This window comes from Streptomyces sp. NBC_00193 (assembly GCF_026342735.1).
GTDB classification, from domain to species: Bacteria; Actinomycetota; Actinomycetes; order Streptomycetales; family Streptomycetaceae; genus Streptomyces; species Streptomyces stoeckheimensis.
Window position 1 is genome coordinate 1368239 of sequence record NZ_JAPEMM010000002.1, and the last position, 12010, is coordinate 1380248.

Consider the following 12010-nt stretch of genomic DNA (forward strand, 5'->3'; position numbering starts at 1 on the left):
CCTCATGGACGTCACAGGGCCAGGCCGATCGCCTGCAGGGACCCGAACGCGAGCAGCAGCAGACAGGTGTGCTCCAGCGCCGGAATCAGCTCGCGGCCGGCCGCTCCGCCCAGCACCCGGCGCATCGGGAGGACGGCGACCGGGACCGCGCCGAGGACGAGGAAGGCGCCGGGGCGGGCGGAGGCGAGGAGCAGCGCGGACACGAAGGCCGCGGCGACGCAGAGGGCGTAGAACCGCCGGGTCGGTCCGGCGCCCATCCGCACGGCGAGGGTGATCTTCCCCGCGGCCGCGTCGGTCGGGATGTCGCGGAGGTTGTTCGTGGTCAGCAGCGCGACCGCGAGGAAGCCGAGGGGGACGGACGCGCCGAGGGCGATCGGGGGCACGTGCCCGAGCTGGACGGCGGCCGGGGCGCACACGAAGACGACGCCGTGGTAGAGGAAGATGCTGACCTCGCCGAGCCCGCGGTAGCCGTAGGGCCGGGCCCCGCCGGTGTAGAACCAGCCGCCGAGGGCGAGGGACGCGGTCAGCGCCAGCACCCACCACGAGACCAGTACGGCCAGGACCAGCCCGGCCAGTGCGCCCACGGCGTACAGCACCAGTCCGTGCCGGAAGACCTGCCGGGGCGTGGCCCGTCCCGAGCCCACCAGCCGGGCCGGGCCCGCCCGGTGGTCGTCGACGCCCCGGATCCCGTCGCTGTAGTCGTTGAAGAAGTTGGTCCCCAGGACGAAGCCCAGGACGAGCACGGCCGTCAGGGCGGCGTGCCACCGGTCGACGGTCCCGGCCTCGGCGGCGACGGCGAGGCCCACCGCGAGCGGGGCGAGGGTGACGGGCAGGGTCTTGAGCCGTGCGCCGGCCACCCAGCTCCGTACGGCACCGTGCTGCACGGGTTGTTGCTGAAGGGTCATTTCTTGGATCCCACGCCCAGGTAGAGGACGGACGTGGACTTCGTGCGCACCATGGTCACTTCGTCGATCCGGCCGGCCGCGAAGCGGGCCATCTCGCGCATCCGGGGGCGCAGGCCGAGCAGTTCGAGCTCGACTCCGTTCTCCCGGGCGGCCCGGGTCAGTCGCTCCCGGTTGACGAAGAGCCGGTGGTCGTGGGTGCCGCGGGGCGGCCGGCCGGGGAGGGGGAGGTTCTCGGCGAGGGTGATGGAGACGAGTCGGGCGATCCGGGTGTCGGCGATGGTGTCGACGATCAGCGTGCCTCCGGGGCGCAGCACCCGGCACGCCTCGGCCACCACGGCGTAGGGATCCGGTACGTGCTCCAGGCACTGCCCGGCGGTGACCACGTCGAACGACTCGTCCTCGAAGGGGAGTGTGGCTACGTCGGCCCGGACGACCTCGTCGAACCCGTGCCGCAGTGCCTCGCGGAGCGACATCTCCGACAGGTCGACGCCGACGACGCGGTAGCCCTTGGCCGCCGCGTGCGGGCCGAACAGCCCCCCGCCACAGGCGATGTCGAGCAGGGCGGCCTGCTCGTTCCGCGCGGAGGGGACGAATTGCGCGCGGGCCCGGGCGATCCAGCTCAGTGGTGCGAGCGCACCCCTGGGATCCCACCACTCGTCGGCGAGCCCGTCGTAATCCGAGATGAAGTCCTGCCGGATTTCCGACCTGTCCTTTTCTTCACTGCGTGTAAGCAAAGCAGTTTACCTCCGCCCGTCAGTCGCACTGCGGTCAGCCTTTCCCGAAGCCTGACAGGGGCTGATAGAGCCCGCATGGAGCATCCCTAGGGCCGACGGCCCGCGAGCGCCCTGCGGCCTTCCGGAGCGGGGACGGAGCCGGTTACCCTCCCCTGACTTCTTCGACTCCGGCAACCTGCCGCCCCATTCGGCAGGCACCATGCGGCGCGACCCGGAATGAATTCCGGGAAAGGTGGCACACGATGAGCACATTCAGCACCGATTTCGGGCGGTCCCTCTCCCTCACCCCCGGAAGGGTGGTCCGGGAGGGCGCGGACGGCGAGATCGGCGACCTCATGGCCGAGGCGGCCGCATCCGGCAAGGACACGGCCGTACGGGGAGCCGGCCGCTCGTGCAATACCCAGACGCTCGCGACCGGGACCGTGCTGGACAATTCCCGCGAGGACGCGGAGCCCCGTTTCACGGGCGAGGGGCACCTTGTGGAGGTCCCGAGCGGAATCACCTGGCTGGCGCTGGAGAAATGGCTGAACGGGCACGGCCGGGCCAACCCCGTCCTGCCCAGCTATCTGAATCTCACGGTGGGCGGGACGCTGTCCATCGGAGGTTTCGGACACGGTTCCCTGCGGTCGGGACTTCAGATCGACCAGGTGGAGGAGATCGAACTCGTCGACGGAACGGGACGCTCACGCACGTGCTCCCGCGAGGAGAATTCCGAGCTGTTCCGATTCGCCCTGGGCGGCCTGGGACAAGTCGGTTTCATCAGGAACGCCGTGCTCCGCACCGTGCCGTACCGGGCGGTCACTCCCGTATCCAGGATTCCGCACACGGGAATCTCCGATCTCGCGGAATTCATGAAGGGCGTCGCCGCCGATCCCGCGGTGTCCGGCTATTTCGGCATGTACGACCGGGCCGCCTGGTATTCGCAGATCGCCCTCGCGGCGGAGGCGGCGGAAGCCGTGGAGGCCGGCGAGCCGGGCACCGTGCTGCCCGCCCCCGACTACTCCCTGCTGCTGCACGAGGAGGTCGACCGGCACCTGCTGCCCGTCCTCCAGGACGCATCCCTCGTGAACCTCTGGGCCGACTACGTCTTCGACGAGGCGGGCTTCGAGGGGATCACGAAGACCCTGGAGGAACTGACCCGCGAGTCCCCGTTCGCGGACCACCTGATCAGTCTGTACTTCCTGGTCATCGGCCGCCCCGAAGCGGCGACGCCCTTCGTCTTCGCCCCGTCGCTCGACACACCGGTCCAGTACGGGATCGGCGTGTTCACCACCATCGAGGCGTCCGACTCCCACGCGGTGGCCGAGACCCGCCGGGTGCTGCGCGCGCTGCTGGCGGCCTGCGCGGAGGCCAAGGGGCGCCCGTACCTGTACGGCTCCCACGAGCTCGACGCGGAGCTGCTGGAGGGGTTCTACGGTGCGGACGCGCTGCGGCGGCTGGAATCCCTGCGCGCGGAGCACGCGCTGACCCGCTTCAACCCGCGGGCGTTCGGCGGCGTACGGCCGTGAGGAACGCGCGCAGGGGCGCGACCCCAACGGGCCGCGCCCCTGCGTAAGTTGATGCCTGGGCCGCTGAGGGCCCGTCCGGCTCAGGCCTCGGGGTTGCCGCCGAAGCGCTCGCGGTAGGACTCCAGGTCGTCCTCGGTGACCCTCGGGAAGAGCACCGGCGGAACCGTGAACGGGGTGCCCGCCGGCACCGCGTCGAGGGACGCGGCCTGCTCGGGGGTGACCCAGGTGGCCGTGTCGTCGGCGAGGTCGAACGCGGAGCGCATGGCGCGCGCGGAGGCCGGGATGAACGGCTCGGATACCACCGCGTAGAGGTGGATGAGGTTCATCGCGGTGCGCAGGGTGAGCGCGGCGCCCTCCAGGTCGGTCTTGACCTCCGTCCAGGGGGCCTTCTCGTCGAGGTAGGCGTTTCCGGCGGACCACAGGGCGCGCAGCGCGGCCGCGGCCTTGCGGTACTGGAGCGCGTCCATGTGGCCCTCGTACTCGGCCAGCAGTTCGGCGATCTGCGCGCCCAGCTTGGCCTCGGCCTCGCCCGCGGGGTTTCCGGCCGGGACCTCGTCGCCGAACTTCTTGCGGGAGAAGGTCAGGACGCGGTTGACGAAGTTGCCGAGGGTGCCGCCGAGGTCCTTGTTCACCGTGGCCGCGAAGTGCTCCCACGTGAAGGAGGAGTCGTCGGACTCGGGCGCGTTGGCGATGAGGAAGTAGCGCCAGAAGTCGGCCGGGAGGATCTCCAGCGCCTGGTCGGTGAAGACGCCGCGCTTCTGCGAGGTGGAGAACTTGCCGCCGTAGTACGTCAGCCAGTTGAAGGCCTTGACGTAGTCGACCTTCTTCCAGGGCTCGCGGGTGCCGAGCTCGGTGGCGGGGAACATCACCGTGTGGAACGGGACGTTGTCCTTGGCCATGAACTGCGTGTAGCGGACGTCCTCGGCCTCGTACCACCAGGACTTGTAGTCGCGGTTCGCCGGGTCGGCGTCCGACCACTCCTTGGTGGAGGCGATGTACTCGATCGGGGCGTCGAACCAGACGTAGAACACCTTGCCGTCGGCGGCCAGCTCGGGCCACGTGTCGGCCGGGACCGGGACGCCCCAGTCGAGGTCGCGCGTGATGGCGCGGTCGTGCAGGCCCTCGGTCAGCCACTTGCGGGCGATGGAGGACGCGAGCTGCGGCCACTCCTCCTCGTGCTCCGCGACCCAGGCCTCGACCTCGTGCTGGAGCTTGGACTGGAGGAGGAAGAGGTGCTTGGTCTCGCGGACCTCCAGCTCGGTGGAGCCGGAGATGGCCGAGCGGGGCTCGATCAGGTCCGTGGGGTCCAGGACGCGGGTGCAGTTCTCGCACTGGTCGCCGCGGGCCTTGTCGTAGCCGCAGTGCGGGCAGGTGCCCTCCACGTAGCGGTCCGGCAGGAAGCGGCCGTCGACCGGCGAGTAGACCTGCCGGATCGCGCGCTCCTCGATGAAGCCGTTCTTCTCCAGCTGGCGCGCGAAGTGCTGGGTGATCTCGCGGTTCTCCGCCGAGGAGCTGCGGCCGAAGTAGTCGAAGGACAGCTCGAAGCCGTCGTAGACCGCCTTCTGGGCGTCGTGGGCCTGCGCGCAGAACTCGGCGACCGAGAGACCGGCCGCCTTCGCGGCGAGCTCGGCGGGGGTGCCGTGCTCGTCGGTGGCGCAGATGTAGAGGACGTCGTGGCCGCGCTGGCGGAGGTACCGGGAGTACACATCCGCCGGAAGCATCGACCCGACCATGTTGCCCAGGTGCTTGATCCCGTTGATGTAGGGAAGCGCGCTGGTGATCAGGTGTCGAGCCATCCTCGGATGCTCCATTTCATATATGCCGGTACAACGTGACGTGCGGTTCATCGTATCGAACCGCCGAAACGCCACGCGCCGCATTTCTTCGGGGTGGACTGGGGGGTACAGCGCAGAACTGACGGGTGCAACGCAAAAGCGAGGACTGTGACCTCTCCGTCACGGCCCTCGCGCTGCGGCCATGGTACAGCGGGCCGGGCAGCAGCCGAACCGCCGTCCACCCCCGTGGGACACGGCGGCGGGCGGTCAGTCGCGGCCGCCCCGGGCGCCGTCGATCGCGGTGATCCGGACCCCGCTCGCGAGCCTGCCCGTCAGGGTGGCCGCAGGGCCCTGCGGACCGGCGACGGGGACGGCCAGGGTCCGGCCGGCGACCTCCGCGCGGACGGCGCCGGCCGCCGTGATGCCCGCGACCTCGCGGCTGCCGGCCGCCAGCAGGTACCAGCGGCCGGCCGGCGACCTCCACCGGGTGCCCGCGAGCAGGTGCTGCCCGAACCGTCCGCACGCCGCGGTCCCCTGGGACCGCGCCACGTCCTGCGGAGCCCCGGCGGGCAGGCGCAGCTGGACCAGGACGTCGCCCGGGCCGGCCCAGCCGGAGGCCCGGGTGCAGGTCCAGACGGCCCGGCCCGCGCCGTCGGGGAGGTCGGAGCCGGCGAAGTCCCAGATGTTGACGGCCCGTACCCCGCCGGCGCGGTACTCCCGCAGCCGGCAGGCGACCGGCGCCCACGCCGCCCGCGCGGCCGGGCCGGTGGCCTCGCGCGGCTGGCGTGCCGCCACCGCGCCCGGACCGTCGGGCAGCGGCGTGTAGGTCAGGTGTACGGGAGTCAGTGCGCCCAGGTCGGCGAGGACGAAGGCGTGCTTCTCCACGATGCGGGCGGAGGAGGTCAGCTCCAGCACGGGCCACGCGGCGCAGGCTCCGCCGGCGTCGCCCGTACGGGGCACCGCGGTCTCCTCGGTGACCCCGTCGGCGGAGACCGCCAGGGGCGTGGTCCCCTCCCCCGTCCGGAGCAGGTCGCGGGTGCCGGCCCGGGCGATCCACGGCGCGAGCAGGTACCGGGCCCGGCCCCCGTCCGCGCTGCCGTTCCCGCTCCCCTTCCCGTCCCCGTTCTCTTCCCCCTTCTCCGGGGAGCGGCTCAGGGTCAGCGCGGCGGCTGTGGTCACGTTCGCCTCGTCGGTACGGGCGAAGTCGAGCTCCCGGCCGCGCGGCCCGGCGGTGCCGTCCGCCGGTTCGCCGTAGCGGACCACCCGGTCCCCGTCGAGCAGCAGCACGACCGCCCGCCCGGCGACGTCCCCCGCGTACAGCAGCTGCGGCGCGCGCAGCGGAGCGTCGGTGGCCGTCCCCGGTGCGGCCGTCACCGCCACCTCCCGGGGCCGGGCCGCCCAGGCCGCCAGGGCGCGGGCGAGCAGACCCCGGTCGGCGGTGCGGGCGCCGCGCGCGGGCCAGGCGGTGAAGTCGACGCGGGCGGTGTCCGCCCAGGCCTCGGCGGGCACGCGGACCAGCCGGGCGGGGTCCAGCGCCCCGGCGGCGGCCGGTCCGGCGAGCGGCGACGCGTCGGGGCGGGGCGCCGACCCGTCGGCCGCGAGGATCCCGGCGGCCAGAACCAGCGCGACCGCGGCGGTCCAGCCCGCCCGGGTCCGGCGCCGCCGGCGCAGCAGGTCGGTGGGGCGGGCACTGACCACGGCGGCATCGAACGCGACGCCGCCCGGCCCCCGCAGGAGCGTTTCCCCACCGGCCTCCCCCGCACGGGTTCCGGATCCGGAACCGGAACCGGAACCGGAACCGGCCCACGGTCCGCGCCCCGCCGCCGGAACACCGTCGCGCACGGCGTGCGGTCCCGCCGCCGACGGCGCCGCTCCCGTCCACGGCCCGGTGCCCGCCCCCAGGGGTCCGGGGGCACCGCCCGCCCACTCCCGCCAAGCGGCCAGCGCCTCGCGCACGGCGTCCGCCGGGTCGGCGACCCCCGCCGCGCCGAGGAGCCTGGCCACCGCCTCCTCGGGCAGGCCGTCCATGCCGTGCAGGACGAACGCCGCCCGGACCGGCCCCGGGGCCGCACCCAGCACCCGGGCCGGCTCGTCGATCCCGCCCGCCGGGGGCCACAGCCGCAGCCCCCAGACGAAGGGCGGCACCGGCGGCCACCCGAGCCCGGCCGCGGCGAGTCGGGCCCGGCCGGACGGAGCGAGGCTCGCGCGCAGGACCCGTACGCGCACCTGGGCCAGGGGGCCGCCCGGCCCGTCGGGACCGGCCGGGGCCGGCTGTGCAGTGCCGAGCCCGCCGCGCGGCAGGGCCCGTTGGACCGCCTTGTGCGCGAGGAGGACCCGGGTATGGCGGCCGAGCGTGACCGGGAGCGTCACGTAGGCGAGCCGTACCAGTTGGGGGTAGTGCTCGACGAGGACGGCCTCGGCCTGCTCCACGGCGGTGGAGCCGAATCGCTGTGTTGTGCCCACTCTCCGACAAACGAGTGAATCTTGGGATGGTCACACGCCGTGCTCTCCGGCGGGGCGCGAAACGAACGCACAGGAGAACGGCATATGCGTTTGCGCTGGTTGGGCGCGCGTGCGATCGACATCGATCATCACGCGATCATCACCGAACGTAATTCTTCCAGCTTTCGTCTCTGCGCCCTCCGAGTGCGCCCGCGCTGATTTCCTTGCCCCGCACACGGGATGGGGTGGAGCGGTGAGCGATGGCAGCGGTCTTCCGGAGGAGTCCGGTGGCGGAGCCGTGGGTCTGCCGAGCCGGCGACGGCGGCCGGCGCCCATGAGCCAGTGGAATGCGACGGCACGCCTGTCGTACTGGGCCTTCCACGCCGACCGGCGCCCGGCCTACATGCGGTTCGCGTACCTGCAGCTGGGCTCGGACGCGGCGGCCGAGGAAGCGGTCGACGCCGCCTTCGACTCGATCATGTGCGAATGGCTGCGGATGCTGCACATGGACCGGCTCGACGCCTACGCGTGGACCGTCCTCAAACAGCGCCTGATCGACCGGCAGTTCCGCCGCGGCCCCGGGCCGGAGCCGGTGGACACCAGTGCCTTCGAGGCAGCGCTCAAGCAGGCCCACGCGGAAGCCGACCAGTACGAGGTGCTCACCGACACCATCCGCTTCTACTCCGCCGTCTCCCGGCTCGCCGAACGGCAGCGCGACGCCGTGCTGCTGCGGTACGGGCTCCAGTGCACCCCCGGCGAAGCCGCCGCGATCATGGGTGTGGACGAGGCCACGGTCCGCTCGCAGCTCGGCCAGGCCCAGCGGCGGCTCGCCCGCCTGCTCGACACCTCGGCCGAGTCATGAACCGCAACACGAGCCGCGGAATCCGCCGCGAGGACGGCGGACTCCCGCGCTCCCTGGAGCAGTTCCTGGCCCGGGCGAGCGTGCGCGACCGCTATCCGCACTACGACCTGGGCGCGGCGGAGGCCCGGCTGCTGCGCGGAGCCGACTTCACCGCCGCCGGGTCGAAGCCGCTCCCCGCCCCGGCTCCCAGGCGCGGCGGAACCCATGCCCGGCGCCGCACGCTGGGCTGGAGCGACCCCCTGCGCGACCTGCCGCTGGACTCCGAGCGGGCCGGACGCGACCTCAAGGCCGCCTGTCTGGCCTCCGTGTGCGCCACGGGGGCCCGGGAGCGGCTCGACGCCTTCGAGAGCGGCGGCCACGCCGACCTGCCCGGAGCCGTGGTCTTCGGCTGTCTGCTGCACCTGGCCGGACTGCGCGAAGGAGCCCGGTTCTGGTGGCAGTTCGCCGCCGGGTCCGGGCGCAGCCGGACCGCGCACGCCGCGTACTGCCTCTTCCTCGACCACTCCCGGCGCGGCGAGCACCACGACGCCCGGGTCTGGGCCCGGGAGCTGGGCCGGCGCCGCTTCCGGCCGAGCGGGCGGCGGGAGCTGCGCGAGGTACGGCTGTGCGCGCAGGCGGCCGTCCTGCGCTACGTCGACCAGCTCGACGACCCCGACCTGGGCCCGGTGCCGCTGCCCAGGCCCGGGGTGTCCCGGGCGCTGGACGCGTTCCGGCCGCCGGCCGCTCCGGTGCGGCCGCCCCGGCCGGGGGCGGGCCGGCTGGGTTCGGGCCCGCTGCGCCACCCCGCGCTGACGGCCGCGGCCCGCGGGACCGTGGTCCAGCCCGGCGGGGGCGAGGCCCTGGCGGCCGCCCGGCGCGCCCTGGCCGTCGTACGGGTCCTGCAGCGGCGGCCGCTCGGCGTACGGGCCGGGCGGCTCGGGCGGGAGGCCGGTCTGGCCGAGGCGGAGCTCCGGCCGCTGCTGTCGATGCTCTGCGAGGAGGGGTACGCGTACCGCTCCGGCGTCGGGGTCTACGCCCCGGGGCCGGCCCTCGACCGGCTCGCGGCCCCGGGCGGCCGGGGGCTGGCGGGCCAGTTGCAGCGCACGCTGGCCCTGGCGCGGGACAGCGCGGGTGCGGCCGTGTACCTGAGCCGGTACGCGGAGGGGGAGGTCCGGATCACCCAGATGGCGGACGGTCCCGGCGCCCCGCCGGTACGGGAGTGGGTGGACTTCCGGGACGCCGCGCACGCCAGCGCGGTGGGCAAGTGCCTGCTGAGCCAGCTCGACCACGACGGCCGCGCCGACCACGTGGCCCGGCACCGGCCCGCCCGGCTCACCGAGCGGACCATCACCGACAGCCGGGCCCTGTTCAGCGCGCTCGACGCGGTGGCCCCGGGCGCCCCCGTCTTCGACCTGCGCGAGTACGCCCCCGGCGTGGTGTGCGCGGCGGTCCCCCTCGCGCTCGGCGACGCGGCGGGCAGCCTCGCCCTGTCCCTGCCCGGCGGGCACGCGCACCGGCTGGGCCGGGCCACCGAGGCGCTCCGGCTGAAGGCGGTTCCGGTGCTCCTGGCGCTGCTGCTGGCGGGGGCGATCCCGCCGGACGGCACGGAGGCGACGGGCGGCGCGGACCGCGCGGAGGAAGCGGCGGGGGCCTGCGGTCCGGAACGCCGGCCGGAGCCGGAACCGCAGCCGATGCCCGTGCCGGTCACGGCGGAGACCCTGCGCCAGCTGCGCAGGGTCTTCCGGACCCCGCTCACACGGGCCACCGGCGGGGCGGACGGGCCGCACCTGGTCAGCGACAGCGCCTCGGAGGCGGCATACCTCTTCGACGCCCCCCAGGGCGACGGAGCCCCGGGCCTGGCGCTCCCGCGCACCTACGGCCCACTGGTCCCGGGCAGCCTGCGGACGGCCGACGGTCAGGACGGGCTGGTGGTGCTGCGCACCTGACCGGGGCCCCGGGAAGGCGGGATCAGGGGGTGACGGACCCGGGTGCGCCGGGGACGAAGGTGGCCACGGCGGTGTCGAAGTGCCGTTTGGCCGCGGCCAGTTCGTCCACCGGGGCGGAGACCCAGATGTCGTACATCCGGCCGTTCTGGTCCCAGCAGAGGTCGTAGGTGTGCCGGGGCCCCTCGGCCGGGTCGAAGCCGTTCCAGGTGAACTCCCACAGCGCCGCCGGGAGTTCGTGGTGGGTCGTGGAGACGACCGTGCCGCCGCGGTAACCGGGGTTGGTGTCCGGGCCCTTGGCGTGGGCCTGCCGCATCACCCCGAGCGGACCGCCGGGCACCGGCATCTTCACCCGGATCCCGACGCGGAAGGCCCCGTCCGGGGAGACGTAGAAGACCCGCTGGTCGTCGGTGGCCCGCTGGTACCCCTCGGGCACGGCGATGGCGAAGCCCTGCGGATCGGCGAAGGTCCGGTACCCGGAGGGCGGCGCGCCCGGGGCCACACTCACCGGACTCGGCGTGGAGCCGCCCCCGCCCGGGGTCACGGGCGGGCTCGCGGAGCCGCCGGGCGCCACCGGCGCGCTCGATGTCCCCCCGTGCTCCTCCACCACTCCGAACAGCGAGCGCAGCGGGTCGGCTCCCACCACCACCCCGCCCGCCACCAGGACGACGACGGCCGCGACCACCCCGAGGCCGAGGCCCCGCCGGGTGGCGACCCGCTGCCTGGCCGTCGGGCGCGGAGCCACGGCCGGGGCCGTCAGCCCCTCGTACCCCGGCGCGGGCGTGGATCCGGCGGCGGGGGCGGCGCCGTCCGCGGGCACGGATGCGGGCGTCCCGCCGGCGGGCAGGGGCACACGGTCGGCGGGTACGGGCACACGGCCCACATCCGCAGGACCGCTCGCGGGTACGGGTACGGGTACGGGTACGGGTACGGGTACGGTCATCCGCCCGGCCGACCCGACCGGGCTGCCGCCCGACAGGTACGCCGACAACAGCCGGTCCGCCTCGGCCGCCGCCATCCTCCGCTCCGGGTCGCGCTCCAGCAGCCCCCGGATGACCGGCAGGAGCGGCCCGGCCTGGGCGGGCGTCCGGATCTCCCCGGACACGACGGCGTGCAGGACGCCGCCCAGCGAATCGCGGCGGAAGGGGGACTCCCCGGTCAGCGCGGTGCACATGAGCGTGCCGAGCGACCACAGGTCGGCGGCCGGCCCGGCCGCGGCTCCCTGCATCCGCTCGGGAGCGGTGTACTCGGGCGAGCCGACGAAGGCGCCCGTCTCGCTGATGGTGGTGGCCCCGGAGAACCGGGCGATGCCGAAGTCGGTGAGCACCACCCGGCCGGTCCCCGCCTCCATGAGGACGTTGGCGGGCTTCACGTCCCGGTGGAGCACCCCCCGGCCGTGCGCCGCGGTCAGGGCGCCGAGCAGGGCGAGTGCGGTCCTGGCGGTCTCGACCGGAGTGAGGGTCTTCCCCGCGGAGACCAGGTCGGCGAGCGAACCGCCGTCGACCAGTTCCATGACGATGCAGGGACGGCCGTCGTGTTCGACGACGTCGTGGACCACGACGACATGGGGGTGGCGCACGTGCGCCACGGCGCGCGCCTCGCGCAGCGCCCCCGCGGCCACACCGTCCCCGTCGCCCTCGCCCACGTGCAGTTCCTTGACGGCGACCGGACGCCCGAGCAGCTCGTCGGTGGCCCGCCACACGGTACCCATCCCGCCCCGGCCCAGCCGGTCCTCCAGGCGGTACCGCCCGGCCACCACGACGCTGCCGCGCACCTCGTCCTGTGCCACCGCGATCCCCCCTCAGCCGTTCCACGGGCCATGATGCCGTAGCCCGCTCTCCCAACGGTCCGAGCCCGGCGCA

General features: G+C 74.3%; 8 protein-coding genes. 3 read left to right on the forward strand and 5 right to left on the reverse strand.

The features are described from left to right. Positions 1-11 precede the first annotated feature (11 nt). Both OG898_RS34350 and ubiG read right to left on the reverse strand, forming a co-directional pair. Positions 12-905 (reverse strand): 1,4-dihydroxy-2-naphthoate polyprenyltransferase, encoded by an 894-nt coding sequence (locus tag OG898_RS34350; RefSeq protein WP_266962437.1) that lies wholly within the window; start codon positions 903-905, stop codon positions 12-14. Beyond that, positions 902-1639: a bifunctional 2-polyprenyl-6-hydroxyphenol methylase/3-demethylubiquinol 3-O-methyltransferase UbiG gene (gene ubiG / locus OG898_RS34355; protein WP_250740746.1), complete on the reverse strand. Its 738-nt coding sequence runs from the start codon at positions 1637-1639 to the stop codon at positions 902-904. The genes OG898_RS34350 and ubiG overlap by 4 nt, the downstream gene beginning before the upstream one ends. 242 nt (positions 1640-1881) lie before the next feature. Here ubiG and OG898_RS34360 point away from each other — a divergent pair, with 242 nt between their 5' ends. After that, positions 1882-3147, forward strand: coding sequence for an FAD-binding protein (locus OG898_RS34360; RefSeq protein WP_266962440.1), 1266 nt, complete (start codon positions 1882-1884; stop codon positions 3145-3147). An 80-nt stretch (positions 3148-3227) separates the two neighbouring features. Here OG898_RS34360 and metG read toward each other — a convergent pair whose 3' ends face one another. Further along, positions 3228-4943: a methionine--tRNA ligase gene (gene metG, locus OG898_RS34365; RefSeq protein ID WP_250740744.1), complete on the reverse strand. Its 1716-nt coding sequence runs from the start codon at positions 4941-4943 to the stop codon at positions 3228-3230. Positions 4944-5189: 246 nt separating this feature from the next. Next, positions 5190-7385, reverse strand: coding sequence for a hypothetical protein (locus tag OG898_RS34370; RefSeq protein WP_266962443.1), 2196 nt, complete (start codon positions 7383-7385; stop codon positions 5190-5192). A gap of 313 nt (positions 7386-7698) precedes the next feature. On the opposite strand from OG898_RS34370, the gene OG898_RS34375 reads away from it, so the two are divergent. Both OG898_RS34375 and OG898_RS34380 read left to right on the forward strand, forming a co-directional pair. Continuing rightward, positions 7699-8226: a sigma-70 family RNA polymerase sigma factor gene (locus OG898_RS34375; protein ID WP_250740740.1), complete on the forward strand. Its 528-nt coding sequence runs from the start codon at positions 7699-7701 to the stop codon at positions 8224-8226. Next, a complete protein-coding gene (locus OG898_RS34380) occupies positions 8223-10151 on the forward strand; it encodes an IclR family transcriptional regulator C-terminal domain-containing protein (protein ID WP_266962445.1) in 1929 nt (642 codons plus the stop codon). The genes OG898_RS34375 and OG898_RS34380 overlap by 4 nt, the downstream gene beginning before the upstream one ends. 22 nt (positions 10152-10173) lie before the next feature. On the opposite strand, the gene OG898_RS34385 is transcribed toward OG898_RS34380, so the two are convergent. Further along, complete coding sequence (locus OG898_RS34385; protein WP_266962448.1) at positions 10174-11937, reverse strand: serine/threonine-protein kinase; 1764 nt, start codon at positions 11935-11937, stop codon at positions 10174-10176. Positions 11938-12010 lie beyond the last annotated feature (73 nt).